23 protein-coding genes, 1 tRNA gene and 1 pseudogene are annotated in these 25,092 nt (G+C 70.4%); 13 read left to right on the top strand and 12 right to left on the bottom strand.

The window, feature by feature from the left end; all coding sequences use genetic code 11:
- From A6Q79_RS03895 to A6Q79_RS03880, 4 genes are all read left to right on the top strand, one after another.
- Positions 1 to 652 (top strand): galactosyltransferase-related protein (locus A6Q79_RS03895; protein WP_317696444.1); only part of this gene is annotated, 652 nt, incomplete at its 5' end.
- Positions 649 to 1,266 carry a MarC family protein gene (locus A6Q79_RS03890; RefSeq protein ID WP_286691209.1) on the top strand — a complete coding sequence of 206 codons (618 nt, stop codon included), beginning with the start codon at positions 649 to 651 and terminating at the stop codon, positions 1,264 to 1,266. The genes A6Q79_RS03895 and A6Q79_RS03890, both read left to right, overlap by 4 nt.
- Positions 1,267 to 1,276: 10 nt before the next feature.
- Positions 1,277 to 1,486 carry a hypothetical protein gene (locus tag A6Q79_RS03885; protein ID WP_286691208.1) on the top strand — a complete coding sequence of 70 codons (210 nt, stop codon included), beginning with the start codon at positions 1,277 to 1,279 and terminating at the stop codon, positions 1,484 to 1,486.
- 36 nt (positions 1,487 to 1,522) lie between these two features.
- Complete coding sequence (locus tag A6Q79_RS03880; RefSeq protein WP_286691207.1) at positions 1,523 to 1,729, top strand: hypothetical protein; 207 nt, start codon at positions 1,523 to 1,525, stop codon at positions 1,727 to 1,729.
- Between the two features lie 15 nt (positions 1,730 to 1,744).
- On the opposite strand, the gene A6Q79_RS03875 is transcribed toward A6Q79_RS03880, so the two are convergent.
- On the bottom strand, positions 1,745 to 2,029 hold the full coding sequence (locus A6Q79_RS03875) for a winged helix-turn-helix domain-containing protein (RefSeq protein ID WP_067860540.1): 285 nt from the start codon (positions 2,027 to 2,029) through the stop codon (positions 1,745 to 1,747).
- A gap of 170 nt (positions 2,030 to 2,199) precedes the next feature.
- Here A6Q79_RS03875 and A6Q79_RS03870 point away from each other — a divergent pair, with 170 nt between their 5' ends.
- The 3 genes from A6Q79_RS03870 (at position 2,200) to A6Q79_RS03860 (ending at position 4,609) form a co-directional block, all read left to right on the top strand.
- Positions 2,200 to 3,234, top strand: coding sequence for a sodium-dependent bicarbonate transport family permease (locus A6Q79_RS03870; RefSeq protein ID WP_289017255.1), 1,035 nt, complete (start codon positions 2,200 to 2,202; stop codon positions 3,232 to 3,234).
- Positions 3,231 to 4,028, top strand: a complete 798-nt coding sequence (locus A6Q79_RS03865) for an SDR family oxidoreductase (protein ID WP_067860544.1) — start codon at positions 3,231 to 3,233, stop codon at positions 4,026 to 4,028. The genes A6Q79_RS03870 and A6Q79_RS03865 overlap by 4 nt, the downstream gene beginning before the upstream one ends.
- 185 nt (positions 4,029 to 4,213) lie before the next feature.
- On the top strand, positions 4,214 to 4,609 hold the full coding sequence (locus tag A6Q79_RS03860) for a VOC family protein (protein WP_286691205.1): 396 nt from the start codon (positions 4,214 to 4,216) through the stop codon (positions 4,607 to 4,609).
- Between the two features lie 136 nt (positions 4,610 to 4,745).
- Here A6Q79_RS03860 and A6Q79_RS03855 read toward each other — a convergent pair whose 3' ends face one another.
- The 4 genes from A6Q79_RS03855 to A6Q79_RS03840 all read right to left on the bottom strand — a co-directional run bounded on the left by A6Q79_RS03855 (position 4,746) and on the right by A6Q79_RS03840 (position 6,892).
- A complete protein-coding gene (locus A6Q79_RS03855) occupies positions 4,746 to 4,940 on the bottom strand; it encodes a hypothetical protein (protein ID WP_067860548.1) in 195 nt (64 codons plus the stop codon).
- Between the two features lie 11 nt (positions 4,941 to 4,951).
- Positions 4,952 to 6,019 carry a hypothetical protein gene (locus A6Q79_RS03850; RefSeq protein WP_317696426.1) on the bottom strand — a complete coding sequence of 356 codons (1,068 nt, stop codon included), beginning with the start codon at positions 6,017 to 6,019 and terminating at the stop codon, positions 4,952 to 4,954.
- A gap of 272 nt (positions 6,020 to 6,291) precedes the next feature.
- Complete coding sequence (locus tag A6Q79_RS03845; RefSeq protein ID WP_286691203.1) at positions 6,292 to 6,576, bottom strand: hypothetical protein; 285 nt, start codon at positions 6,574 to 6,576, stop codon at positions 6,292 to 6,294.
- A 243-nt stretch (positions 6,577 to 6,819) separates the two neighbouring features.
- A tRNA-Arg gene (locus tag A6Q79_RS03840) sits at positions 6,820 to 6,892 on the bottom strand.
- Positions 6,893 to 7,086: 194 nt separating this feature from the next.
- Between A6Q79_RS03840 and A6Q79_RS03835 the strand changes: the two genes are divergently transcribed.
- Positions 7,087 to 8,979, top strand: coding sequence for a hypothetical protein (locus A6Q79_RS03835; protein ID WP_286691202.1), 1,893 nt, complete (start codon positions 7,087 to 7,089; stop codon positions 8,977 to 8,979).
- Between the two features lie 79 nt (positions 8,980 to 9,058).
- Here the strand turns inward: A6Q79_RS03835 and ppc are convergent, their stop codons facing one another.
- Positions 9,059 to 11,893, bottom strand: a complete 2,835-nt coding sequence (gene ppc, locus A6Q79_RS03830; protein WP_286691201.1) for a phosphoenolpyruvate carboxylase — start codon at positions 11,891 to 11,893, stop codon at positions 9,059 to 9,061.
- Between the two features lie 260 nt (positions 11,894 to 12,153).
- On the opposite strand from ppc, the gene corA reads away from it, so the two are divergent.
- The 3 genes from corA to A6Q79_RS03815 all read left to right on the top strand — a co-directional run bounded on the left by corA (position 12,154) and on the right by A6Q79_RS03815 (position 15,171).
- Entirely contained in the window at positions 12,154 to 13,305 is a 1,152-nt protein-coding gene (gene corA / locus A6Q79_RS03825; RefSeq protein WP_286691200.1) for a magnesium/cobalt transporter CorA, read from the top strand.
- A 77-nt stretch (positions 13,306 to 13,382) separates the two neighbouring features.
- Positions 13,383 to 13,826 (top strand): hypothetical protein, encoded by a 444-nt coding sequence (locus A6Q79_RS03820; protein ID WP_317696422.1) that lies wholly within the window; start codon positions 13,383 to 13,385, stop codon positions 13,824 to 13,826.
- A 178-nt stretch (positions 13,827 to 14,004) separates the two neighbouring features.
- On the top strand, positions 14,005 to 15,171 hold the full coding sequence (locus A6Q79_RS03815; RefSeq protein WP_286691198.1) for a nucleotide sugar dehydrogenase: 1,167 nt from the start codon (positions 14,005 to 14,007) through the stop codon (positions 15,169 to 15,171).
- 331 nt (positions 15,172 to 15,502) lie between these two features.
- On the opposite strand, the gene A6Q79_RS03810 is transcribed toward A6Q79_RS03815, so the two are convergent.
- The 6 genes and pseudogenes from A6Q79_RS03810 to A6Q79_RS03785 form a co-directional block, all read right to left on the bottom strand.
- Positions 15,503 to 16,531, bottom strand: coding sequence for a Wadjet anti-phage system protein JetD domain-containing protein (locus A6Q79_RS03810; protein WP_317696418.1), 1,029 nt, complete (start codon positions 16,529 to 16,531; stop codon positions 15,503 to 15,505).
- Positions 16,528 to 19,848 (bottom strand): SbcC/MukB-like Walker B domain-containing protein, encoded by a 3,321-nt coding sequence (locus tag A6Q79_RS03805; protein ID WP_317696413.1) that lies wholly within the window; start codon positions 19,846 to 19,848, stop codon positions 16,528 to 16,530. The genes A6Q79_RS03810 and A6Q79_RS03805 overlap by 4 nt, the downstream gene beginning before the upstream one ends.
- Positions 19,845 to 20,462: a DUF4194 domain-containing protein gene (locus tag A6Q79_RS03800; RefSeq protein WP_067860566.1), complete on the bottom strand. Its 618-nt coding sequence runs from the start codon at positions 20,460 to 20,462 to the stop codon at positions 19,845 to 19,847. The genes A6Q79_RS03805 and A6Q79_RS03800 overlap by 4 nt, the downstream gene beginning before the upstream one ends.
- Positions 20,459 to 21,765: pseudogene (locus tag A6Q79_RS03795) on the bottom strand (DUF3375 domain-containing protein). The gene A6Q79_RS03800 and the pseudogene A6Q79_RS03795 overlap by 4 nt, the downstream one beginning before the upstream one ends.
- Positions 21,766 to 21,869: 104 nt before the next feature.
- Positions 21,870 to 22,166 (bottom strand): helix-turn-helix transcriptional regulator, encoded by a 297-nt coding sequence (locus tag A6Q79_RS03790; RefSeq protein ID WP_067860570.1) that lies wholly within the window; start codon positions 22,164 to 22,166, stop codon positions 21,870 to 21,872.
- A 4-nt stretch (positions 22,167 to 22,170) separates the two neighbouring features.
- Complete coding sequence (locus tag A6Q79_RS03785; protein ID WP_286691196.1) at positions 22,171 to 24,009, bottom strand: phosphoenolpyruvate carboxykinase (GTP); 1,839 nt, start codon at positions 24,007 to 24,009, stop codon at positions 22,171 to 22,173.
- A gap of 276 nt (positions 24,010 to 24,285) precedes the next feature.
- On the opposite strand from A6Q79_RS03785, the gene A6Q79_RS03780 reads away from it, so the two are divergent.
- Both A6Q79_RS03780 and A6Q79_RS03775 read left to right on the top strand, forming a co-directional pair.
- A complete protein-coding gene (locus A6Q79_RS03780) occupies positions 24,286 to 24,711 on the top strand; it encodes a hypothetical protein (RefSeq protein ID WP_253025171.1) in 426 nt (141 codons plus the stop codon).
- 66 nt (positions 24,712 to 24,777) lie between these two features.
- A partial coding sequence (locus A6Q79_RS03775) for a hypothetical protein (RefSeq protein ID WP_253025173.1) occupies positions 24,778 to 25,092 on the top strand: 315 nt, incomplete at its 3' end.

Here is a 25,092-nt window from a genome sequence, read left to right as displayed (position 1 = left end):
CAACCTCGGGGCGCGCACGGCGATCGAGCGCGGAGCCGACCTGGTCGTGCTCCTCGACGTCGACTGCCTCGCCTCCCCCGGGCTCGTCCTCGCCTACGAGGAGGCGTCGCGGCGTCCGCTCGCGGAGGACGCGGTGCTCTGCGGACCGGTCTCGTACCTGCCCCCGCCGCCGGCCGGCGGCTACGACCTGCACACCGTGCACACGCTCGCGACGCCGCACCCGGCGCGCCCCGCGCCGCCCGCGGGCGACGTGGTCGTCGACGCGGACGGGCACGACCTGTTCTGGTCGCTCTCCTTCGCCCTCACCCCGCAGACCTGGGAGCGGGTCGGCGGGTTCGACGAGGCGTACGCCGGCTACGGCGCCGAGGACACCGACTTCGGGCAGCGGGCGGCGGCGGCCGGCGTGCCGCTCGCATGGGTGGGCGGCGCGCGGGCCTCGCACCAGCACCACCCGACGCAGACCCCGCCGGTGCAGCACCTCGACGACGTGCTCCGCAACGGCCGCCTGTTCCGCGACCGGTGGGGGCGGTGGCCCATGCAGGGCTGGCTCGACGCCTTCGAGGAGCAGGGCCTGGTGCGTCGCACCGCCCACGGCGACTACGCGAGGGCCGACGCGCCCGAGTCGCCCGTGGCTGCCACGATGGACGCGTGACGTCCGTCTCCGTGGCCCTCGCCGCCCTCGCGGCGCTGCTGCCGATCACCAACCCGCTCGGGGCCGTGGCCGCCTTCGCGGCCCTCACCGAGGGCCAGCCCGCCGACCAGGTGCGACGCCAGGCGTGGCGCACCGGCATCTACGTGGCGACCATCCTGGGCGTCTTCGCGCTCCTCGGCAGCCTCGTGCTGAGCGCCTTCGGCATCACGATCGCCTCGCTGCAGATCGCCGGCGGCCTCGTGGTGGCGCACTCGGGCTTCGGCATGATCGTGCCGCGGGAGACGAGCACGGACGCCGAGAAGGAGCACGCGGCCGCGAAGGCCGACGTGTCGTTCTCGCCCATGGCGCTGCCGTTGGTGGCCGGACCCGGGGCGATCGGCGTGATCATCGCGCTGTCCGCGCGCCACCCCGACCCGCTCGACCGCGTCGGCATCCTCGTCGCGGGTCTCGCGATCGGTCTGCTCATCGCGCTCGCGCTGCGCTTTGCCACGCCGGTCGTCGACCGGCTGGGCCCGACCGGCATCGGCGCCCTTACCCGCGTGATGGGCTTCCTCATCCTCGCGATCGGCGTCGAGCTGTTCGTGCACGGCGTGCTGGCCGTCCTGCCCTCGTAGGCTCCTGCCCATGCGGGAGGCCGAGATCTTCGACGTCGACGGCACGTTGTGCGACGTCTCGGGCGTCCGGCACCACGTGCGTGGGGAGCGACGCAACTTCGAGGCGTTCCACGAGGCCGCCCTCGGCTGCCCGCCGCACGCCTGGGTCGTCGACGGGGCACGGGCCGCGGCGCGCGAGGGTCGGGCCGTCGTCGTGGTCACTGCCCGCCGCGAGCACTGACGCGCGGGAACGTCGTTCTGGCTCGCGCTGCACGACGTGCCGTCGGACCACCTCTACCTGCGCGGCGAGCACGACGGCCGCCCCGACGTCGAGGTCAAGCGCGACGTCCTCGCGCAGGTGCGCCAGCGCTACCGCGTCGTCCGCGCCTGGGACGACAACCCGAACGTCATCGCGCTGTGGGAGTCCGAGGGCATCGACGTCGTCGTCGTGCCCGGCTGGGACGACGAGCCGTCCCGTCCGTAGAGGCCGACGCGCCGCTCAGCGACCGAAGGCGGCGAGGAGGTCGCTGACCATGGTGGTCGACTCCTCGGGGTGGCGCAGGGGGCCGTCGGGGTGCACCTCGTAGCGGTTGCGTCGCCCGACCTTGGTGCGCGTGAGATACCCGGCCTCCTCGAGGTCGCGCAGGATCGTGCGGGCGGCGCGCTCGGAGATGCCGACGCGCTCGCTGAGGCTGGTGAGCAGGATGCCCGGCTCGCGCGCGACGAGGACGAGCACGTGGCCGTGGTTGCTGAGAAAGGTCCACGAGGAGCGCTCCGACGTCACGCACCCAGCCTAGCCGCGAAGGTGTCGTGCCTCACGTAGGCTACACCGGAACCTCAATACCGGTATTGTGCTTCCCGTTAACGATCTCTCACCGCGCGGCGCCGGACGGGGTGGCGACACCGCGCGGACGAGATCCCCCTGCCAGTCCAGGAGTCCTCGTGGATCTCTCCATGCTCAGCAACCTCACCGACCCGGTCATCCTGTTCTTCGTCCTCGGACTGCTCGCCGGCACCCTGCGCTCGAACCTCGAGGTGCCACCGGCCGTCACGAAGTTCCTCTCCCTCTACCTGCTCATGTCGATCGGCTTCAAGGGCGGCGAGGCGCTCGCGGCCACCGGCATCACCAGCACCGCCCTCACCGTCATGGGCCTCGCGGTGCTCCTGTCCGTCGTCATCCCGGTCGTCGGGTACCGCGTGCTGCGCCGGCGGGTGGCGCCCTTCGACGCGGCGGCGATCGCGGCCACCTACGGCTCGGTCAGTGCCGTCACGTTCGTCGCGGCGACGCAGTTCGTGACCTCGCGTGGCGACGAGCCCGGCGGCTACATGACGGTCGCGCTGGTCATGATGGAGACGCCCGCGGTGATCATGGCCGTGCTGCTCGCCACCTGGGTGCGCTCGCAGCGTCGGGCGGCCGAGCCGGCCCTCGTGGCCGCGCGGACCACCGGCTCCGGACCCGACGCCCCCACGACGCCGACGTCGGACCTGCCCCCGGCCGGCGCGAGCGTGGGCAGCATCCTGCGCGGGGCGTTCACCGAGGGCACGTTCCTGCTCCTCGTCGGCTCCCTGGTCATCGGCGTCGCCTCCGGATCGAGCGGCGCGGAGACCATGGCGCCGCTGTTGCACGACCTCTTCAAGGGGCTGCTGGCGTTCTTCCTGCTCGACATGGGCCTCGTCGTGGCCCGGCAGCTGCGCGAGGTCAAGGGGGTCCCGCCGTTCCTGATCGGCTTCGCCGTCGTGATGCCGCTGCTCGGCGCGACGCTCGCGCTGGCCCTGGGCGTCCTGGCCGGTCTCTCCGTCGGCGACCTGACGCTGCTGACCGTGCTGGCGGCCAGCGGCTCGTACATCGTCGTCCCGGCCGTGGCGCGCCACGCGATCCCGGAGGCGCTGCCGTCGCGCTACCTGACGATGTCGCTCGGCATCACGTTCCCGTTCAACATCGTCCTCGGCATCCCGCTGTACCACGCGATCGCCGGGGTGCTCGCGTGAGCGCGGGCCTGCTGGCCGGCAAGGTCGTGCTGGTGACGGGCGTCGTCACCACCGAGAGCATCGCCTACGGCGTGGCCCGACGCGCCGGCGAGCTGGGTGCCCAGGTCGTGCTCACGGCCCTCGACCGCGACCTCGAGCGCGCGAGAGAGGCGGCGCGGTCGCTCGACGTCGACACCGTCCTCACCTACGACGTCACCCGCCCGGGCGCGGGCCTGGAGCTGGTCGAGGCCGTCGGCGAGCGCTTCGGACGTCTCGACGCGGCGCTGCACGCCATCGCGTTCGCGCCGCGGGCGGCACTGTCGGGCTCGATGCTGGGCGTCGACCCTGCACAGCTCGAGCAGGCGTTCCGCACGAGCACCGTCTCCTACGCGGAGCTGGCGGAGGTGCTGCGCCGACTGAGCCCGCCGCCGGGGGCCAGCCTCGTCGGGCTCGACTTCGACGCCGCAGGGGCGTGGTCGGTCTACAACTGGATGGGCGTGTGCAAGGCGGGCCTGGAGTCGCTCAACCGCTACCTCGCCCGCGACCTGGGCGCGATCGGCATCCGCAGCAACCTGGTCGCGGCCGGACCCGTCCACACCCGCGCCGCCAGCGGCATCCCGGGCTTCGAGGAGCTGCTCGACGCGTGGGAGCAGCGGTCGCCCCTGCCGTGGGACCCCCGCGACACCGAGCCTGTCGCCGACTCGGTCTGCTACCTCTTCTCCGACCTCGCACGAGCCGTCACCGGCGAGATCCTGCACGTCGACGGCGGCTACCACGCCATGGCCGGCCCCCTGAGGGGGCCGGGGCGGGGGTGAGGGGACGGCTGGACGCAGGATTCTGCCGTCCTGCGTCCAGCCCCGAAGGATGCTGCGTTGGTGACGGGATCCCGTCACCAACGCAGCACCCTTCGACCCTTGGCACGCGGACGCAGACGCGTGCGTCCGCCGTCGGGACCTCGAGGGCACGTGACGGGCGTGGCGCGGTGGCGCACGATGGACGGGTGCTGCACCACCTCGACCACCTCGTCCTCACCGTCGCCGACGTCGACGCGACGGTCCGCTTCTACGGTGACGTCCTCGGGCTCGAGGCCCGGACCTTCGGCGAGGGACGGACGGCCCTCCACGCGCCGGGCTGGAAGATCAACCTGCACGAGGCCGCGGCGCCGATCGAGCCGCACGCCGCCGCACCGACCCCCGGCTCGGCCGACCTCTGCTTCATCGTCGACCGCCCCCTGGAGGAGGTCGAGCGGACGCTCGCCGGCGCCGGCGTGCCCGTCGAGCTCGGACCCGTCGACCGGACCGGCTCCTCCGGACCGATCCGCAGCGTCTACGTCCGCGACCCGGACGGCAACCTCGTCGAGCTGTCCGTCCCGCGCGAGGAGCAGGGCGCGTCCTGAAGGACGTCTCGCACCGACGGAGCCGGTGAGGCCGCGCTCCCCGTGCTGCAGCTCGAGCGCCTCGGGCGACGTCGCGGAGGGGCGTGAGACGGCACTGTGGCTGGTCGGAATCGGCCAGTCACAGTGCCGTCGTGGTTCAGCTGGAGGCGTTCTTCACGCGCCGTTGCTGCAGCTGCGTCCGTCCGAATGCCGCCCAGAGGATGTAGAGGACGACCGCAGCGGCGACGATGTAGGCGCCGGTCGCGGCGTCGGCACTGCCGAAGATGTTGACGGCGATCGCGGCCACGGCCACGATCGAGAACAGCGTGCGGTAGTTGTTGAGCGTTTCCATGATCTCCCCCGTCAGAAGCATTTCTCGATGACGCCACCGACCGTGGCCAGGTCGATCAGCGCGTCGCGTACGTCTTTGCCGATGCTCCCATGGGTGAAGACGTGCTTGAAAGCCTTCTTCGCCGACGCTCCTCGTCCGTGACCGGCCTTGCGGTAGGTCTTGTACGCCTTCCGTAGAGCCTTGTAGGCGGCCTTCGTGCCACCGACAGTCTTGATCGCAGCCTTGACCTTCGCGAGCTTGGACACGAGGTAGATGTTGCTCAGGACGGCGAGGATGATCGCACCGATGCAGGCGGTGGCGCCGACGGTGATCGCGTTCTGCTTGACGCGCGGGTCGTAGGTGGCCTGGATCGCGTCGTCACTGTCGCTGGTGACGTCGGCGGCGGGCCGCTCGAGGCCCTGCTCGGCGAGCCACGCGTCGATGTCCTCCTGCGTGCCGGTCTCGGAGTCGGGGATCTTCTCGATCAGCTCGAGGCCGTCGATGATCCCGGAGTCGATGTCGCTGAGCGGGTCGGGGTCGGCGTACCAGGCGTTGACCTCGACCTTGATGTTGACGTTGGTCCCGGAGTTGTTGGCGACCTCGATCGTGCCGGCCTCGGACAGGGTCATCTCCATGAGCTCGCTGCTCTCATAGGTAGTCCCGTAGGGGCTCTCGACGATCTGGTAGTCGCCAGGAAGCTCAGGGTCGTTGACCACGAGCCAGCCGGGGTCCTTCTTCGTGGTCCAACGTCCGGTGACCTTCAGGCTGACGCCGAAGGCGTTGGCGGGCACCGAGCCGACACCTGCGACGGTGACGGTGCGCTTGCTCTTGCGGGGAAAGGTCGTCCAGCCGGTGCCGCCCGAGGCGATCGGGACCGGCGTGGTGGCGGTCGCAGTGCGGTCTCCGTTCAGGGGAAGACGCTCGAACGTGTCGGTGTCAGAGTCAGCGATCGAGCGCAGCGACCCGTCGCCCTCGCCGCGGTGGTCGCCGGCGATGATCGACGTATCGGACGCGCCGTGGAGCACGGGCGGGCGGTGTGAAGGCGCCGCGAGCAGGCTTGCGAGCACCGCGGTGGCGGTGACCGTCGTGACTGCGGTCAAGGGGGCGGAAGGGGGCATGGGCCGCTCTCTCATGGGGAAGCCGCTGGTGTCGAGCGGCATCGGAACCGCAACCGGTCAGTGGCGGGTGATACGAACCATCACAGGTCAGACCAGCTGGTGAATCGAGATCACGTCAAAAATGGATCCGCGACAGTCGTCCGTCCCACGGGCTGAGGTGCCGTAGCCGATCCGGGCACCGCAGCATCATTCCCGGCCCCGACGACTCGAGACCGACGATGCCGTCTCCCCTGTCGCTCTGGGAGACAGCGGAGTCAGTGAGGCACCCGTCCGGCCTTGAGCGACCGACCTGCTGCGCGCGGCTCCACCCCGGCCTGCCAGAGGGCGAGCGGAGCGGCGAGCCGAGGATCGTCGAGAGGCGCGTAGGCGCCGGGGACCGAGCGCCGCTTCATCTCCTCGAGGAGCAGCTCGGGACTCGCGTCGCCGCTCGTCTCGCGGCTCTTCCACGCCGCCCGGTACGCCGCGGCCGCGGTCTGGGAGCGGTCGAGCCGGTCCAGGACCTCGCCGACGACGTCCAGGGTCATGAACGAGCCGAGCATCGTCTCCCCCTCACGTCCGTCATCTCGACACCTGCTCCATGCATTGAAACCGACCTGACGGTCCTGCGTCGAGGTCCCCGACACCCGACGATGCTGCGTTCACGACGGGATCCCGACACGGACGCAGCATCCTTCGACACCCCGCACGCGGACGCGGAGTCTTGCGTCCACCCAGGCACCGCCCCGGGTCCCCCACAAAGCACAGAAGCCCGGAGCATCCTCAGATGCTCCGGGCCTCGTCTGCGCGCCCGTAGGGATTCGAACCCCAAACCTTCTGATCCGTAGTCAGATGCTCTATCCGTTGAGCTACGGGCGCACGTCCCGAAGGACAGCGAAGAGTCTACGGGACGCCCCTCGGCGTCGTGCAACCGGGGCCGGGACCACGCAAAGACTCACCCGATCCACCGACGACAGGTGTCTGTTTGGTGAATCCGCCCAGGAACCAGGTCCGCGACCACTACGGTGAGCGCAGCCGCCCCGTCGCGGGGCACCGTGGAGAGAGAAGGACCCATGACCAGCAGTCGTCTGGCGCTGCCGGCGCTGTGCGCATCCGCCGCACTCGTCGCCAGCACCGTCGGCCTCGTGGCCGCGCCCGCCCAGGCCGAGCCGACCGACGCCCCCTCGTCGTCCGCCGCGTGCGAGACCTACCCCGCCGACCAGCTCGAGGAGGGCCAGGAGGTCACCGGTCTCACCACCGCCGGCGTCACCCCCGGTCGCCCGTCGTCGAAGGTCGAGCCGGAGTCGTTCACGGGCACCTACCTCGACACCCTCAGGAGCGACGACGGCGACACCCTCGTCTTCGACCTCAAGGGCTCCCGGATCACCAAGGCCGACGGCACCATCGACGCCGGCGTCTGGTCGGGCATGTCCGGCTCCCCCGTGTACGCCGCCGACGGCCGCCTCATCGGCGCCGTCGCCTACACGTTCGGCGGCACGCAGGGCTCCTCGATCGCCGGCGTCACGCCCGCCGCGGCCCTGCAGGCCCTGCGCGCCAACGGCGGCCAGGCGCCCACGAGCATCAAGCTCACCTCGCGCGAGAAGAACCGCCTCGTCGCCGCCGGCGCCGACCGCAGCGAGCTCGGCACCGGCGCGCGCAGCATCAAGCCCGTCACCGCCATCACGCTGCCCAGCAGCCTCGCCCGCGGCTACGCCACCATCGCCAAGCGCGCCGGCACCACGGCCCGCACCGTCATCAACGGCGCCAGCGGCGGCACCGCCGCCGACGCACCCATCGTCGCCGGCGGCAACCTGGCAGTCGCCGACTCCTACGGGTCGATCGCCTCCTACGCGCTCGGCACCGCGTCGCTCGTGTGCGACGGCGACGTCGTCGGCTTCGGCCACCCCATGGAGTTCGCGAACGCCCAGCGCACCCTGCACAACGCGTCGACCGCGCTGATCCAGGCCGACGGCGGCGAGTCGTACAAGCTGGCCAACCTCGGCGCCCCGCAGGGAACCCTCCTGCACGACGGCCTGGCCGGCGTGTTCGGTCGCCTCGGCGCGCTGCCGCTCACCACGACCGTCACCTCGACGGCCTCGTCCGACGGCAAGCCGGCGCGCACCTACCTGTCGTCCGTCCCCAACCCGGACGCCCTCGCCGAGATCGCCGCCACGCACGCCTTCCGCGACGCTGCCCTCGCCCAGGACCAGCTGGCCGGTGGCGAGTCGCTCGTGACCTGGACGGTCAAGGGCACCAGCACCGTCAACGGCAAGCCCGTCGAGATGCGCCGCACCGACCGCTACAGCCGACAGGACTCCCTCGCGGAGTACGTCGGCACCGGCGTCGCGTCGAACATCTGGGCCCTGCAGGACAACCCGTTCTCCAACATCGACGTCACCGACGTGACCATCGACGACACGCTCACGTCGCCGTACAAGGCGCTCAAGGCCACCGCCGCCGAGCGCTACGACACGAAGACGCGTCGCTGGGTCAAGCTGCGCGAGGGTGGCACCATCACCGCCACCAAGGGACGCACGATCAAGCTGCGCATCACCCTCGACCGCGCGAACCGGTACTCGAAGGCCACCAAGCGCTTCGTGACCACCGAGATCCGTCCCGCGTCGACGGCGATCGGCACCGGCCGCATCGTCATCACCGGCGGCAACACGAACAGCTGGGACGACGAGGACGAGTACTTCGACGACTTCGCCCCGTGGGACGACGAGGACTACTACTACGACGACGAGGACGAGCTGTCGCTCCCGGCGAAGCAGCCGACGTCGGCGCAGGGCGTGGCCGACCAGCTCGCGAACGACGTGCGCAACGACGACCTCGTGGTGTCGCAGGACTACTTCACGAAGCCGTCGAAGCGTTCCAGCAAGCGCGTGCTGGTGAACCAGGACAAGCGCCTGCGCCAGACGTCGATCGTCAGCGGACTCCTGTACTTCAAGGTCCGCTACCGCTGACCCCGCGTCACCCGCACACGACGACGGCGCTGCCTCCCCGCTCGGGGTGGCAGCGCCGTCGTCGTGGTGACGGGACCGCTCAGCCGGTGTTGCGCAGGCCGGCGGCGATGCCGTTGATCGTCAGCAGCAGCGCCCGCTCGGTCTCGGCCGACGGCGACTCCGCCGACCGCGCCCGACCGAGCAGCGAGACCTGCAGCGCGTGCAGGGGCGCGAGGTAGGCGTCGCGCAGCTCGAGCGTGCGGCGCAGCACCGGAGCCGACTCCAGCAGCGACGTCTGGCCGGTCACCCGCAGCACCTGCCCCACGGTGCGCTCGTGCTCGGCGCGGATGACGTCCATCAGGTGGCGGGCGTCGTCGGGCACCAGCGCGTCGACGTAGGAGGAGGCGATCTCGAGGTCGGTCTTCGCGAGCGTCATCTGCACGTTCGACAGGAACGTGCGGAAGAACGCCCACGACCCGTACATCTCGCGCAGCGTGTCCTCGCGGCCGTCGTCGAACGCGGCCTGCAGGCCCGAGCCGACGCCGAACCAGCCGGGCAGGATGATCCGCGACTGGGTCCACCCGAACACCCACGGGATGGCACGCAGGTCGTCGAGGCCCCCGGCGCCGCCCGGGCGCTTCGCCGGACGCGAGCCGATGTTCATCTTGCCGAGCTCGTCGACGGGCGTCGCGGCCACGAAGAACGGCACCAGCGCGTCGTCGCGCACGAGCGCACGGTAGGCCTGCTTGCCCTGCTCGGCGACGACGTCCATCGTCGCGTTCCAGCCGTCGAGCACCTCGCGCGGCAGCAGCGACGTGCGGTGCAGCGCCGACGCCTCCACGACCGCGGCCAGCGCACCCTCGAGGTTGTGCCGACCGAGCCCCGGCAGGGCGTACTTGTCGGAGATGACCTCGCCCTGCTCGGTGATCTTGATGGCGCCGTCGAGCGAGCCGTACGGCTGGCTCATGATCGCCTCGGCCGTCGGGCCGCCGCCGCGGCCCACGGACCCGCCGCGACCGTGGAACAGCCGCAGCCGCACGCCGTGCTCGCGGGCGACGTCGCGCAGCGCGCGCTGCGCGCGGTGGATCTGCCACTGCGAGGCGGCGATGCCGGCGTCCTTGGAGGAGTCGGAGTAGCCGAGCATGATCTCCTGCAGGTCGCCGCGCGCCGCGACCACGCGGCGGTACGACGGGTCCGACAGCAGCGCGTCGAGCAGCGGCCCGGCCGACTCGAGCTCGGCGACGGTCTCGAACAGCGGCGCGAAGCCGATGCGCGCCACCGGCTCCTCGCCGGTGAGGTCGACGAGGCCTGCCTCGCGGGCCAGCACGACGACGGCGAACAGGTCGTCCACGTCGTGCGTCATCGAGACGATGTAGGTCTCGACGACCTCGGGCCCGTACGTGTCGAGCGCGGTGCGGATGGTCTCCATGAGCGCCAGCGACGCCGACGCCGCCTCGCCGAGCCGCTCGCGGTCGGCGGCCGCCGCAGCACCCAGCAGCGGACGCGCGGACCGCAGCTCCTCGGCGAGCCGCTCGATGCGCTGCGGACGCTCGAGCTCGCCGTACCCGGTCTCGCCGACCCTCGCGTAGAGGTCGGCGAGGGCCGCGTGGTGCTTGGCGGAGTGCTCGCGCACGTCCATCGTGGCCAGGCCCGCGCCGAACGTGACCGCGGTGCGCAGCAGACGTCGGATGGCGCCGTTGCCGGTCAGCTCGTCGCCGGCCGCCAGCATCGAGTCGCGCACCAGCGCGAGGTCGCGCACCAGCTCGTCGAAGCCGAGGTAGTCGCGACCCGGCTCGTGCGGGGTGTCGTCGACGAGGCGGTCGCGGGTGCGCAGCAGGCGCACGCGCACGAAGCTGAGCTTGAGGCGGTACGGCTCGTCGGCGTTGAGGCGGCGGATCGTGCTCCAGGTGATCGGCAGCGCCTCGGCGTCCTCGGCGAGGCTGTCGAGCAGCTCCTGGCTGGCCTCGACCACGCGCGTCGACGCGGTCATCTCGGTGAGCAGGTCGTCGACCATCGTCACCAGCTCGGCCAGGCCCGACGTGTGCTGCAGGTGCAGCACGTCGAGCGTGACCTCCGGCGTGACGTTGGGGTTGCCGTCGCGGTCGCCGCCGGCCCACGTGCCGAAGCGCAGCGGTCGGGCCGCCGGAGCCAGCTCGACTCCGACGCGCGCGGTCTGCCGGTCGAGCTCGTCGAGCAGGCCGGGCACGACCTCCGACGCGATCGAGCGCAGGTAGTACACGGCCGTGCGTGCCTCGTCGAGCGGCTCGGGCTTGACGACCCGCAGCTCGTCGGTCTGCCACAGCAGGTCGACCAGCTCGGCCAGGCGACGCTCGTCGGCCGCGGCGTGCGCGGCCGGACGACGCGGGTCCTCGAGGTCGCGCACGACCTCGGCGACCTTGCGCAGCAGGCGCAGCACCGTGCGGCGGCTCGCCTCGGTGGGGTGGGCGGTGAACACGGGCCGGTACTCGACGCGGGTGAGCACGTCGGCCAGCTCCTCGGCCGAGAGGCTGCCGTCGGCGAGGGCCTCCTCGATGCGCCCGAAGGTGCTCGCGAGCGGTCCCTCGCTGCTCAGCGTCAGCTCCTGCCAGCGGTGCAGCTGCTCGGTGATGTTGACCAGCTGGAAGTACAGGGCGAACGCCCGGGCCAGCACCACGGCGCGCTCGGGCTCGAGGGCGTCGAGCGCCTCGCGCAGCTCGCTCGACCCCGCACCGGGTCGTCGCGCAAGGTGGCGCACGCGCTCGACGAGCTCGAGCAGCTCCGCACCCTCGTGGCGGGTGAGCGCCTCACCGAGCAGCGTCGTCAGCTGTCGCACCGAGGCCCGCAGCGCCGCATGCTCCTCGTCGGACCCGACCCCTCCGGCGAAAAGGGCGACGTCGGGCTCACGGCGGTCGGACGCGAGGATCTGCTCCGTCGACCGGGTGCTGGGGGAGATCATGGCACCCATCCTGCCGTCCCGAGGTTTCTCGCGCGTGACGCCCGTCCGCCGTACGGACGGGTAGGCGCCGGGGACGAGCTACCCTGGTCGGTGGAACGTCCGCAGGCAGACGAGGGAGGTGGTTGCCGTGTCCGGTGAACCTCCCAGTCGACGACCGCGCCCCTGAGCGCCGTCGTCGCCCCGGTCGCTCGCACCGGGACCAGCACCGTCGTCAGCACCGGCCCGCCGCAGCCCTGCGGCCCACCCCGACGGAGTCCGTCATGTCCGACCGTTCCTTCACGTCCCTGCGCACCCTGACCACCCGCGTGCGCCGTCAGCACCCCACCCCCGACCGTCCCCACGCGGACCAGCCGACCGCAGCGCACGCCGCCGACCGCCAGGCCGAGGGTCGCGAGAGCCTCGTCGACAGCGCCGTCTACGTCGACGGCGACCGCGTCGCGTCGCCCCGCACGCTCGCCGACACCTACGGTGCGCTGCGCGAGCACCCCGACGCGTTCGCGTGGGTCGGCCTCTACCGGCCCGACCAGCACGAGCTCGGGTCGCTCGCCGACGAGCTCGACCTGCACAGCCTCGCCGTCGAGGACGCGATCGTCGCCCACCAGCGCCCGAAGATCGAGCGCTACGACGACACCCTGTTCGTCGTGCTGCGCGCCGCCCGCTACCTCGACGACGTCGAGGAGGTGGAGTTCGGCGAGGTGCACGTGTTCGTCGGGCCCGACTTCGTCGTCACGCTGCGGCACAGCGAGGCGCCCGACCTGTCGGCCGTGCGTCGCCGCCTCGAGAGCAACCCCGACCTGCTGCGCCTCGGCCCGGAGGCCGTCCTCTACGCCGTGCTCGACCGCGTGGTCGACGGCTACCTGCCCGTGGTGGCAGGCCTCGCGAACGACATCGACGAGATCGAGACGGAGGTCTTCTCCGGCGACCCGCGCGTCTCGCGGCGCATCTACGAGCTGACCCGCGAGGTGATCGAGTTCCAGCGCGCCGCCGCACCGCTCGCCCGCGTGCTGCGCTCGCTGGCCGGCGGGTTCACGAAGTACCGCATCGACGAGGAGCTGCAGCGCTACCTGCGCGACGTCGAGGACCACCTGACGCAGGTGACCGAGCAGATCGACGGGTTCCGCCAGCTGCTGCGCGACATCATGACCGTCAACGCCACCCTGGTGGCGCAGAAGCAGAACGAGGAGATGAAGGCGCTCACCGAGGCCAGCCTCGACCAGAACGAGGAGGTCAAGCGGATCTCGGCCTGGGCGGCCATCCTGTTCGCGCCGACCCTCATCGGCACCGTGTACGGCATGAACTTCGACCAGATGCCCGAGCTGCACTGGCGTCTCGGCTACCCGTTCGCGCTGCTGCTGATGGGCTGCGTGAGCGTCGGTCTGTGGGCCGTGTTCCGCCGTCGCCGGTGGATCTGACGGACGGTCAACCTCTCCACATGCTCCGCACGGCGCGTTGGGATGCGCCCGCCTCGCAGGATGCTTACCGTCGAAGCATGATTGCGGAGGAGTACCAGATCGCGTCCCCCCAGACGCGCGCCCAGCTGTGGGCGAACCTCCTGCGTCTGGAGACCCTCGGGGAGTGGAGTGCTGTCGGCCGCTGCCTGTCCACCGACACCGACGTCCTGGCGCAGGCCCAGTCCTACCTGTGCGTCCTGCAGCACCGCGACGAGGAGCTGGACGCTTCGATCGTGGTCACGAACCTCGACCCGCCGAACGAGTTCAAGCTGCGCACGGCGTCGGCGATGGCGGTCGTGAACGAGCGCGTGGTCCTCGAGCCCGACGGTCGAGGCACGCTGGTCCGCTACACCGCCGCGGCGACGTCGTCGATGTTCGGCCCGGCTGTCACGGTGTGGCTGCACGACCACGTGGCGCTCGTGCAGGAGCGGCTGTCCCGCTTCGTCCAGCGCACCGACACGCACGCGGCCGACGAGTCCTGACCCCCTGACGGGGACGACGAGGCCCCGCCGCCTTCTCCAGGGGTGAGGAAGGCGACGGGGGTGCGCTCATCGTAGCGGCGCGCGGGGGTGCTGCGACAGCACCTGACGGAGCCTGTCGCCGCGGGGTCGCACGGCATTGTCCGGTCGGGGGCGCGATGCCAGACGTTAGGCTGCGGCCATGAAGATCGCAGTGGTGGGAACCGGCTACGTCGGCCTCTCGAATGCCGTCATCCTCGCCCAGCGCCACCAGGTGGTGGCCGTCGACATCGACGCCGCCAAGGTGGAGCAGATCAACGCGCGCACGTCGCCGATCGAGGACGTCGAGCTCGAGCAGTACCTGGCCGAGAAGCCGCTCGACCTGACCGCCACCACCGACGCCGCGTCGGCCTACGTCGACGCCTCGTTCGTCGTGGTCGCGACGCCCACCGACTACGACCCGCAGTCGAACTACTTCAACACGCGCTCCGTCGAGAGCGTCGTGGCGGCCGTCGGCGAGGTGAACCCGGCGGCGGCGATCGTCATCAAGTCGACCGTTCCCGTGGGGTTCACGGCCCGCATCCGCGAGCAGCACCCGGACCTGACGATCCTGTTCTCGCCGGAGTTCCTGCGCGAGGGTCGGGCGCTGTACGACAACCTGCACCCGTCGCGGATCGTCGTGGGTGCCCGCACCGCCGAGGGCGAGGCGTTCGCGGAGCTGCTGCGCGAGGGCGCCCTGGAGGACGACGTGCCGGTGCTGCTGACCGACTCGACCGAGGCCGAGGCGATCAAGCTGTTCGCGAACACCTACCTGGCGCTGCGGGTGGCGTACTTCAACGAGCTCGACACGTACGCGGCGATCCACGGCCTCGACTCGCGGCAGATCATCGAGGGCGTGGGTCTGGACCCGCGCATCGGCAGCCACTACAACAACCCGTCGTTCGGCTACGGCGGCTACTGCCTGCCGAAGGACACGAAGCAGCTGCGAGCGAACTTCGAGGACGTGCCGCAGAACCTGATCGGCGCGATCGTCGACGCCAACTCGACCCGCAAGGACTTCGTCGCCGAGGACATCCTGCGTCGTCAGCCCCGGACGGTCGGCATCTACCGCCTGGTGATGAAGTCGGGCTCGGACAACTTCCGCGCCTCGAGCATCCAGGGCGTCATGAAGCGGCTGAAGGCGAAGGGCATCGAGGTGCTCGTGTACGAGCCGCTGCTGCCCGACGAGCCGTTCTTCGGCTCGGAGGTCCTGCGCGACCTCGAGGAGCTGAAGCGTCGCAGCGACGTCATCGTCGTCAACCGCCACACCCCCGACCTCGCCGACGTGGCCGACAAGATCTACACCCGCGACCTCTTCGGCAGCGACTGACCCACCCCACCGCTGGTCGAAGAGACACCACCCCTACCGCTGGTCGAGCGGTCCATCCCCGCCCCCACCCGCTGGTCGAGTAGCGCGGAGCCGCGACGAAGGAGCGTGCTCCGGGCGTATCGAGACCACCCCAAGCGGACGCTGGGGGGTGGCCCACGCTTGAGCCCCTGCCGAGTGGTCTCGATACGTCAGGACCTCGCAAGCTCGTCCTGACTACTCGACCAGCGAGTTGACCGCTGGTCGAGTAGGCGACGTCGCGACGAAGGAGCAGAAGTCGCCGTATCGAGACCACCCCACGCCGACGCTGCCGCTCACCCCACGCGCTCGGTCATCAGCCTCGCGAAACCGATCTGAGCTCCCTCAGGGCGAGGTCCCAGGGGATTCGCTCCTGCTCCAGCCGGACGTCACCCTCCGCACGAATCCGCGCTAGCACGGCACGCTCGTCCGACGTCAGTTCGTCGAGCACGCCGCGCGCCGGTCGGGGCTCGATCACCCAAAGGTCACGATGGTCCAGGAGGGTCTTCTCATCCATAAGCACGCTCGTCACCCCGTCGAGGTGAGATCGCAACCTGTTCAGGATCGCGAAACCGTGCGAGTCGAGATCTCCCCAGTAGACGATCGGACACCGCGCCAGCCACGGCAGCTTCTCGAGGACGTCGACGGCATAGCCGGAGCCATGTAGCACCACGGCGCCGGGCCACTGCGGCATGGCGAGGACGGTCTCGAGATTCTCGAACACGAAGACGACGTCCGGGCGCAGAGCGAGGCTCGCGAGCTGACGGACCGGTGCGGCGAGGTCCGCCAGCCCACCGATGCAGAGCGAGGAGTCGAGGCACCTCACCCGGAGAAGCGGGTCCCCATCGACCAGCCCCAACCCAGGCCGGCCCGTCGTGGCAGTCGTGAGAGCCGTGAGCACGCCGCGGTGGCGCCCTAGCCACTTGCTGTCCACCCCTCGCACAGGGACCTGCCGCGGACGCAACCCGTCGGAGGGGTGGATGGCGAGCCACTGAGCGACGTCGAGGACCTGCAGGAACCGGTCCTCGTCCCACCCGGTGATCTCACGCGCATGACGTCGGCAGGTGGCGTCGAGCTCCTCCGACGGTCCCCACCGTCCTCGGATCTCTGCCACACGAGCAGCGAATAGCCTCCACTCGGAAGCGACCCGGCCCCCCGCCAACGCTGCGACATCGTCGGGACGACGGGCCACCAGTCTCACCGGCACCCGCTGACGACCCACCCGCCGCCACGAGCGCTCCTCCCACTCCACGGTGAGACCACCGACGAACGCGGGGGCCCAATCAGTGCCACGTCGCCGCAGGGTGGCCGCTGCCCCCGCGCGCGCCTCGGCGACCCCGATCACGACGGAACCTCATCGTCCCAGACGACGCTCGAGACTTGGGAGAGCTTCCGAGTGGGGTTCTCGATCGAGGTCACCGCACCCACGTACGGTTCGATCGTCTGCAAAAGCTTCTGCGGGGTGGCGAGGATGAGCTGGAAACCGAACTCGACGAACACGTCGAGGGCCATGCGCGTGTACCTCGTATCGGCCTTGTCGAACGCCTCGTCGAGGACGATCGTGCCGTACCGGGGGACGACGTCGTCTGCGTCGGCGAGCTGGTACCGCAGCGCAGCGGCGAGGCAGAACACTACGAGCTTCTGCTGCTGCCCTCCCGACATCGCCGCCCCCGAGTCGTACGTGGCGTGCACGTGGCCGTCGGGGTCGATCTCCTCGGCCCGGAAGGTTACGTGTTGGCGGGTGTCGAGGCACTGACGGCGCCACGCACGGTCCGCCGGAAGGCTGGAGGCCAGCTGCTCCATGATGCGGCTGAGCACGGCGAACCGTTCCTCTGCGGCCTCCAGGTCATCCTCCGTCCAGCCCAAGCTCGCCACGGCCCGCAGGTCGGCGATGAATCGCGTGACCGTGTCGGTGTGACGGGTCTTGACCTTCAGACCCAGGAAGCGGTCCGTGTCGAACGGCGACCTGCGCAGCGAGTCGTTGACCGGGCCGATGCGTTCGGCGATCTCCCGCGGCGCTGCCAGGATGTCGTTGACGAGGTCTGCCACCATGTCGCGCGAGCGCTCCCGCAGGAGCCGCAGAAAGCTGGCCTCGTGCTGGGGCAGACCGTTCGCGACGATCTGGTCGAGTACGTCGAGGTAGCCGCCGCGATCGTCCACCGACGGGGTCAGGTCAGCCGCGACCGCAGCGGCAGGCCACTGCTCGTTGAACGACGTGGCCTCGCGGACGATGGCCTCCGCCGCGGTGTTGGCCCGGCGGGTCTCCGCGTCGCTATCGTCGCGGAGATCCTGGACGACCTGCTGTCCGACGGCGGCGATGCCGACCCGGTCCAGGTGCCGCCGCCTCGCACGGAACCGTCCGTCCAGCTCGGTGACGACCTCGGGGTCGAGCGCGCCCTCCTCGCGCGACGACGCGTTCAGCCGATCGATCTCCTCCCCGAGGCGACGCTGCTCGCTCTCCGCTTGCGCCACCGCCAGCTCAGCGGCTCGCAGCCCCTCCGCGGACGCCTGCCGCTCGCTGCGACGCGCAGCCACCGTCTGCACCGCGGTGCTGAGCTCGGAGTCGGCGCTCGTGAGATCCTCGAGCTGGTGCTGCAGCTCGGCCACGCGGCTCTGCGCACCCTCGACATCGACCGCAGCCCAACGCTGCTCACGGACGGTCTTGAGCACACCACGGCGTTCGATCGACGCTGCTCGGCGCCGCTCGACGTCGGCGGCGACCTCCTGCGCTGCGGCCAGCTCGGCCTCCGCGCCGATGAGGCGCTCGACCAACGCCTCGATCTTCGCCTCGCGATCGCCCAGGACCCACCCGCGCCGGTCACCGATGCGCATGCGGTCGTCCTTCTCGTACCGCGTGCGCGACGTCTTGACCTGGCCGCCGATCGTGACCGCCTTGTCGTGACGGTCCAGGTGATCCGGGCTGTCGACGCAGGCGTAGTCGAACCGCTCGGACAGCTGCCCTCCAAGCCACCCGGCGAATGGTCCGTCGGCGATCACGACCCGGTGCAGCAGCGACACGTCGCTGCGCGCCGGTCGTGGCGGCGCGGCGTCCGGTCGGACCTCCTCGAAGACCAGGCGGAGGCCGTCGAGCTGGTGTTCCTCGACCCAGCGCCGCACGGGCCGGAGGTGCTCGGACCGCACGAGCATCGCGAGAGAGAGCGGTCGAAGCACCCTCTCGATCGCACCGGTCCAGGCGACGTGACGAGGGGCGACCTCGATCAGCTCGGCCGCGAACGGGAGTGCCGTGTCCGGCAGCCCGAGGTGCGCGGAGAGAGCCGTCCGAACCGCGAGGAGTCGCGGGGGTACCGTGCTCCCGGTCCTGCGGAGCGACGCGATGTCGTCGGTGAGCCGATCCCGTTCGGCGCGGGTCTCGAACAGGCGCTGGAGCTGCTCGTACGACGCGGTCTCCGGTTCGGTGTCGTCGATCATCTCCTCGATGGCCCGACGAAGCTCAGCGAACTCACCTGCCGTCCGGGGCGGACTCTGGATGCCCGCGGCGGCGAGCTGCCGCGCCAGAGTCTGCCAGCGTTCCTCCGTGTCGCGCGCGGCTTGCTCGGCGGTGTCGATCGCCCGTTGGACGTGCTCGGCCTCCGCACCTCCGAGCTCCAGCGCGAGGCGCTCGGCGCGACGCAGTGCCTCGTCCGACGAGGTGTCGCGCAGCCGTGCAGTCGCGACGTCCTCCCGGAGGACGACCAGGCGTTCCCTGAGGGCCTCAGCCTCGTTGGTGGCCAGCAGAAGCGTGCGGGCATGCTGGTAGCCGACGACGTGGCTGGCGAGGTCCTTCGCCTTCTCCGCTGCGACGCGGGCCTCGTCGTGGGCGGAGGCAGCGTCGCGGAGCCGCAGGAGGTGATCGCGTTGCAACCTCAGCTGCACGACGCGGTCATGGGCGCTGCGGAGCTCACCGAACTGCGCCACCGCGTTGTCTGCGAGCGCGAAGGTGGACGGTTCTTCGAGCATGTAGTCGCGGAAGAGGTCGTCGAGGCTGTCCAGGTTCTTCGCCGACTGCGTCTTGTGCAGGAGCTGGAGGGCGGTCTCGTCCGCGATGCCGACGACGGACCTGAGTCGTGCGTAGAAGCGGGCGTGGGACCGGTTGCTCGTGACCACGGCGTCCGGCCAGGCGGCCTGCAGCTTGCGCACCTCGACGCCCTTACGGACGAACGGCTCGACGTCGCGCAGGTCGATGGCCGATCGCTCCAGCACACAGACGTCGTTGATGTCGGCGTTGCTGGAGCCGCCGGCGCGCAGGAAGAACAAGCGGGCCAGCGTGACGGGTTGGGTGGTCCCGGACTCAAGTCGCAACAGGATCCCGCTCCAGGTCGCTCCGGTGCGCAGGAACTGACTGACGACGCGGTCCTCGTCGTCGTCGACGGTGCGCGACCATGCACCGCGAACGTAGCTGACGAGGCTGCGCTGATCGGCCCGGGCGCCGCTGCCTTGCGCCGCCTGGTTGAGCCGTAGCCACTTGTCCGGGGTGAGGACAGCGGCGATCGCGTCGAGCAGGGACGACTTGCCCGACCCGGAGGGCCCGGTGACCAGGTGACCTCGTCGGGCGATCGGCAGCCGGTAAATCTTGCCGTCGAACGTGCCCCAGTTGGCGAGCTGGACCTCGGCGAGGCGCCACTGTCCGGTGGCCGGGACCGGGAGGTCGAGGGGAAGGGTCATGAGACGTCCTCACCTGACGCGGCACCCTCGCCGATGCGCCGGTACTCCTCGGTGAGAGCGCGGACCTCATCCTCGTCGAGCAGGAACTTGACCACGGGTGAGATCTCGGCTCGCTCCTCGCCCGCAGGGTGGATGACCCGGAGCTTGTTCATCATGCGCCCCCAGGCTGCATTGAGGTTGCGACGGAACGTGGACTCGTCGCCGTCGGAGTAGATGCTCAGCCGCTCGTACACCTCGTCCTGGCCGACGATCACCCGCCGCTCTCCGGACGTCGCGAGGAGGAGCTGACGAAGCACGAGGAGCATCGCGGTGTCGATGAACGCGAGACTCTCGCTGCGCAGCGTGCTCGGGACCTCGATCTCGTCGGTGCGGACCTTGCGGGTGAAGGCGAACTCGTCCACGGGGTCGATGACGAGCTCGAGGAAGAGATCGTGCAGGAGCGATCGGATGGCGCGTTCGTCGGCCATCAGGGCGGCCCAGAGCTGTGGCCGTCGGCGCCCTGACAGGTACGGGCCCTTGAGGATCTCGAGCACCGCCCGCCGCGAGTCCTCGACGAGCCTGCCCGTGTCGTCCTTCCAGAGGCGCGGGGCGCCGGCGGGGTCCGCGAGACTCATCTGATCTTCTCCGTAAAGGTGTGGGTGGCGATGATGGCGGATCGCGGGACACCGTCGGTCCCCGTCCAGGTGAGCGACTCGGCCGACCTCGGGTCGAGCCGCCCGTGGACGGTGGCGAGGGAGAGCAGCCCGACGACGCTGGCGACCCCCTGGCTGGCAGGGCGGTGGCGCAGGACGGTGCCTACCGAGGCGGACGGCACCTCGTCGAGGACGGCGTTGACGTTGCGGACGAGCTCGACGAAGTCGATCTCGCTCTCTCGCGCGACCGCGCGGAGTGCCTCGAGGTCGACCGTCGTGGTGGTCGCGTCGTCGAGGGTGGCACCGGTGTCGTAGTCGGACGGGTCGTGCGCACTGATCTCTCCCACGGTGGAGAACGGGAGCGCCGACAGCTCGATGTCGGTACCTGGTGCACGTCGCGACTGCCGTGCTTGAGGTCGCGGACAAGCGTGCGGAGCGCGCGACGTGCCCCTGGGTCGATCGCGCGGGCGAAGTCACGCTCGAGCAGGGCGGCGAGGTCGGTGTCGAGGGCGGCGGACCGCTCGGGGTCGCGGATGAGCGCGGCGAAGGCGGTGAAGGTTCGGCCTTCGTCGGAGGCCTCGATCAGGTCGACACCGCGAAAGACGTCGTCGAGGACGCTGCCGTGTCGTTCGTCGGCGTCGAGGATGCTGGCGCGGAGGTCCTGGTTGAGACTCTCGAAGCGAGCTCGTACCCCGGCGAAGTCGCCGGGGAGATGCTCGGCCTGCAGGAGGATGTCGGCGAGGCGTTCGGCGGCGCGGCGGTCGTCGAGCGTGGTCACCTCACCTCCGCGTACCGCGGTGATCTCGGCGTCGATGCGGTCTCGCTCGGTCAGCAGGACCTCGAGTCGACGGGTGCCGTCAGGGTCGGTGTCGCGGGCGAGCTGACGGATGGCGGCAGCAAGCCCGACGAGACGCGACTCGGTGATCGTGGTGCGAGGTGTCTCGAGCTGGGAGAACATCCGGAGCGCGAGGTGAGCGGCGGCCGACAGCTCGTAGGTCTCTCCGCGGCTGTCGCGATCGGTGCGCCGCACGAGAAAGCCGGCGTTGCGCCAGTCGTCGCAGTAGGCACGTGCGTTCTGCTTGAGCTCCTCGTGCAGACGCAGCTCCTCGAGATCTGCCTCCACGGCCGCGTGGAGCTCTTCGGTGGGCATGCGCATTCCGGGTGCACCCAGACGCTCGGCGAGGATGCCTGCGATGACGGGTGCGAGGTCGGCGCGCAGGAGTCGCAGGGCAGCGTGCTCATCCACGAGACGCCGGTAGGCGAGTGCCTTCGACAGGGCCGACATGGCCTCATCTTGGCAAACCGCTCGGACAGCCCGTCCTGGCGCACTCGACCGCGACGCACGCGACCCCGCCCAGCGGAGGCTGGGCGGGGTCGGGTGGGGGTGGGTCAGGGCAGGACGTTGAGCAGGGCCCTGCCGGCGGCGAGCAGCTCGGCGACGCGATCCGTCGCCAGCGCGTACTCGACGGTGCCTCCGCGTCGGGTCGACGTCACGAGGTCGGCCCGACGCAGGACGGCCAGCTGCTGCGACAGCGACGACGACTCGACCTCGATGTCGGCGAGCAGCTCGCGCACGGCCATCGGCCGGTCCTCCAGCAGCTCGAGCACCCGGATGCGGACCGGGTGCCCGAGCGTGCGGAAGAGCTCGGCCTTGCTGTGGTGCAGCGGTGCGCTCGTGGCAGACACCGGCTCAGGCGTCGTCGAGCGCGGTGTCGTCCAGAGCGGCGGCGACGCGGCGGTGCGCCTCCCAGATCTCCTCGGGCAGTCCGTGGAACTGCTCCAGGTGCACCTGGCGGTGGCCGATCTCCTCCCGCCAGCGGTCGACGTCGATCGTGAGGATCGTGTCGAGGTCGGCCAGGGCCTGCTCGTCCAGACCCTCGAGGAGCAGCTCGTCGCGCTTCGGGATGACGCCGACGGGCGTCCGCTCGCCCTCGACCTCGCCGTTCATGTACTGCATGAGCCACACGAGCGGGCGCAGGTTCTCGCGGTAGCCGGGCCACAGGAAGCGGCCGTCGTCGCCGCGCTGGAACCAGTTGACGTGCGCGAACACGGGCTTCTTCTGGGCGCGGGAGAAGACCTCGAGCCAGTGGGCGGCGTAGGCGCCCTCGGAGTAGGACATGAACGGACGCATCGACATCGGGTCGTAGCGCAGGACGCCCTCGAGGCCGTCGGCGGCGGCCGTGGCCTCGGCGCCGAGGGTCAGGCCGTCGTAGACGCCCTCGGCGACGTCGTCGATGGCGCGGATGAGCGGCTCACGGTCGCGGGTGCGGCCGCCGAAGATGACGCCGTGGATCTCGACGCCCTGCGGCTCCTCGAAGTCCTTCGCGACGTTGGGCACGTTCTCCAGCGTGGTGGTGAAGCGGCTGTTGGGGTGGGCCCACGGCGCGTCGACCTCCTCGCCCTGACGGTCGGCGATGAGGTCGCCCTTCCAGTCCTCCCAGCCGTCGAGGTCGGTGGGCTTGTCGCCCTTGCCCTCCCACCAGACCTCCTGGGTCTTGGGGTTGTAGGCGACGTTGGTGAAGATGGCGCCGGTGCCCTCGACGATGGAGTCGACGGCGGTCGGGTTGGTCTTCTCGTTGGTGTCCTTCGCGACGCCGAAGACCCCGTTCTCGGGGTTCATGCCGTAGAGCTTGCCGTCGTCGCCGACCCACAGCCACGCGATGTCGTCGCCGTAGAACTCGACGTAGTAGCGGTCGCCGAGGGCGTCGGGGGCGAGCGTCATGGCGAGGTTCGTCTTGCCCGACGCGGACGGGAAGCCGCCACAGATGTGGTACTTCTTGCCGGTCTCCTTGTCGACGATGCCGAGCAGCATGAACTGCTCGACGAGGAAGCCGTTCTTCCAGCCGTCGTAGGAGCCCTGGCGCAGGCCGTGGGCGATCTTGCCGAGCAGCGCGTTTCCGCCGTAGGAGGAGCCGAAGTGCAGGATGGTGCGCTCGTCGGCGACGGTGACGAAGTACCGCTTGTCGTCGGGGGTGCCCTGGCCGAGGTTCTCCAGGTCGCCGGTGACGTGCACGGCGCGCACGAAGGAGTCGCCGAGGTCGTTGATGTACTCGGCGCCGACGCGGGCCATGCGGATCATCTGCAACACGACGTTGCGGTTGTCGGTGAGCTCGACGCCGGCCGCGTACTTCTCGAGGGGCGAGCCCTTCGGTGCCATGAGGTAGGGGATGACGTACATCGTCTTGCCCTCGGAGGCGCCGGTCATGAGCCCGACCAGCTTCTCCTTCATCTCGGTGGCGGGACGCCAGTTGTTGTAGACGCCCTTGTCGGCCTCGTCGTGCGTGGCGACGATGGTGCGCTCCTCGGCGCGTGCGGTGTCCTTGAAGTAGGAGCGGGAGTAGTAGCGACCCTCGCCGGCGGGGAGGAGCTCCCCGGCGTCGAGCGCCTCCTGGATGAGTCGGGCGTCGTCGGCGGCCGAGACGACCTCGATCTGCGAGGCGCCGGTCACCCCCGCCCAGTGCTCCACGTACTCGCGCACGTGCGTGTTGGTCAGTCCGGCCTTGTCGAGCGCCGCCGCCACGTCTGCCATCGTGTCGTTTCCTCTCGTTGCCCCGTCCGGGGACACGTTCCGGGGGGTCCTCCCCCGCAATCGGTTGGAGTGACCGTACCGGAGTTGAAGAAGTTTTCATCTACCTGGTCGTAACAAGTGGGAAATGTCACGGGTGCCTGCACGTCGCGGCGCCTGCGCTGCCAGCGCTCCCCGGGGAGGCGTGCCGACGCTCGCGCACTCCAGCCGCTCAGTTGGTTGAGATTTCAATGGTTTTCTCGCACTGCGGACCCGTCGAACCGGACCTACCGTTCAGGAATGCTCATCGATGGTCACGAGATCGAGTCCTCGCTCGCCCGCGAGCGACTGTGGGACGAGCTCGTGTCCCTGGAGAACATCTCCGAGTGGAGCGCGCTGGAGGAGTGCGTGTCCACCGACAGCACGGTCCTGGATCCTGCGTCGTCGTACGTGTGCAAGCACCACAACGGCCTGCACGGCGTCGACGCGACGGTGCACGTCGCGGACTTCAGGGCGGGTCAGTGCCTCGCGCTGCGCACCGAGACGCCGATGGCGGACCTGCTGGAGACGATCGAGCTGCACGACCACCTGACAGGCAGCCGCCTGACGTACTCGGTCGACGCGACGTCGGCGTCGTTCGGTCCCGCAGCGACCGTGTGGCTGCACCGCCACGTCGTGTTCGTCTGCGAGAAGCTGAACCAGTTCGCCAACCGCGAGCTGGTGTGACCTGGTCGGTGAACAAATCTTCAACCAAAAGTTGGTCAGAACCTGTTCAGTGAATAGGTTAGGGACATGTCCCTCCTGATCAACCAGCAACCGACGCCCTCGGGGACGCCGGTGCCGCTGGCGAACCCCCGGCCCGTCTGGGTCGGCTGCCTCTGGGACCACGGCGGCGAGCAGGTCAAGGAGCTCGTGCCCGCCATGGCCACCCACACCTACGAGAGCCTCGTGCTCTGCGACTTCTGGGATCCGCGCACAGGCGCGAACCGCCTGCACTGGATGGAACGCGAGTTCGTCCGAGATCGTCCGACGTCGATCGCGCCACCGAAGCGACCGACGTCCGAGCATCCTGCCGCTGCCCCGTCGCCGAAGTTCGACGTCGGCAGC

Origin of the sequence: Aeromicrobium sp. REDSEA-S32_B7 (assembly GCF_001626145.1) — a bacterium.
Taxonomy (GTDB): Bacteria; Actinomycetota; Actinomycetes; order Propionibacteriales; family Nocardioidaceae; genus Aeromicrobium; species Aeromicrobium erythreum.
The sequence above is the reverse complement of the archived record's forward strand: the minus strand, read 5'-3'. Positions and strand labels throughout refer to the sequence as shown.

Excerpts from the sequence above, each read along its gene's own strand:
- A6Q79_RS03855 (WP_067860548.1), bottom strand. The coding sequence starts at position 4,940 with ATGGAAACGCTCAACAACTACCGCACGCTGTTCTCGATCGTGGCCGTG.
- A6Q79_RS03800 (WP_067860566.1), bottom strand. The coding sequence starts at position 20,462 with ATGAGTCTCGCGGACCCCGCCGGCGCCCCGCGCCTCTGGAAGGACGAC.
- A6Q79_RS03870 (WP_289017255.1), top strand. The coding sequence starts at position 2,200 with ATGCTCAGCAACCTCACCGACCCGGTCATCCTGTTCTTCGTCCTCGGA.
- A6Q79_RS03785 (WP_286691196.1), bottom strand. The coding sequence starts at position 24,009 with ATGGCAGACGTGGCGGCGGCGCTCGACAAGGCCGGACTGACCAACACG.
- corA (WP_286691200.1), top strand. The coding sequence starts at position 12,154 with ATGTCCGACCGTTCCTTCACGTCCCTGCGCACCCTGACCACCCGCGTG.
- A6Q79_RS03885 (WP_286691208.1), top strand. The coding sequence starts at position 1,277 with ATGCGGGAGGCCGAGATCTTCGACGTCGACGGCACGTTGTGCGACGTC.
- A6Q79_RS03815 (WP_286691198.1), top strand. The coding sequence starts at position 14,005 with ATGAAGATCGCAGTGGTGGGAACCGGCTACGTCGGCCTCTCGAATGCC.
- A6Q79_RS03780 (WP_253025171.1), top strand. The coding sequence starts at position 24,286 with ATGCTCATCGATGGTCACGAGATCGAGTCCTCGCTCGCCCGCGAGCGA.
- ppc (WP_286691201.1), bottom strand. The coding sequence starts at position 11,893 with ATGATCTCCCCCAGCACCCGGTCGACGGAGCAGATCCTCGCGTCCGAC.
- A6Q79_RS03835 (WP_286691202.1), top strand. The coding sequence starts at position 7,087 with ATGACCAGCAGTCGTCTGGCGCTGCCGGCGCTGTGCGCATCCGCCGCA.
- A6Q79_RS03845 (WP_286691203.1), bottom strand. The coding sequence starts at position 6,576 with ATGCTCGGCTCGTTCATGACCCTGGACGTCGTCGGCGAGGTCCTGGAC.
- A6Q79_RS03805 (WP_317696413.1), bottom strand. The coding sequence starts at position 19,848 with ATGACCCTTCCCCTCGACCTCCCGGTCCCGGCCACCGGACAGTGGCGC.
- A6Q79_RS03820 (WP_317696422.1), top strand. The coding sequence starts at position 13,383 with ATGATTGCGGAGGAGTACCAGATCGCGTCCCCCCAGACGCGCGCCCAG.